The organism is Sphaerochaeta sp. UBA5836, assembly GCF_002432845.1.
In the GTDB taxonomy this organism is placed as follows: Bacteria; Spirochaetota; Spirochaetia; order Sphaerochaetales; family Sphaerochaetaceae; genus Sphaerochaeta.
The window spans coordinates 11,119-11,537 of the sequence record NZ_DJGW01000004.1; the positions used below are offsets into that span (position 1 = coordinate 11,119).

1 protein-coding gene is annotated in these 419 nt (G+C 48.0%); it reads left to right on the forward strand.

Going from position 1 to position 419, the window contains the following annotated elements; genetic code table 11:
- Window positions 1-91: 91 nt before the first annotated feature.
- On the forward strand, window positions 92-419 hold a 328-nt coding region (locus tag B3F49_RS00285; protein ID WP_293908474.1), incomplete at its 3' end, for a hypothetical protein.

Consider the following 419-nt stretch of genomic DNA (forward strand, 5'->3'; position numbering starts at 1 on the left):
GCATTGCTTCTGCAACCTGTATACCGGATGCGAATCGAGGCCTCTGCCGATGTACTTTACAAAGCCATTTTTTGTGCTCATAGTGGGGGGTATGAAACCATACAAATGCTTTGCTTGCACACTCATGCTTTTTCTTGCAATAGCAGTGCCTGCCTATTCTGATGAGTCATCAACGTTGCATCTCATGTTCACCAAGGGCCCGCAAAGTCTCTCCTACACCAAGCAGTTTGAAACAGCCGTCCCGATTCCGATGATTCATCAGATCATCGACCAGTTTGTGCAGCAGTTGGGGAAGTATCGATCAGTGGAAGGGACAAGCAATCCCTACAAGCTGGTGTTTGAGGAAGGTACTGTTACCGCCTATATCACCTTGGATGGGTCGAGCAATGTGGCCGGTCTGCAGTTTACTGAAATCATCA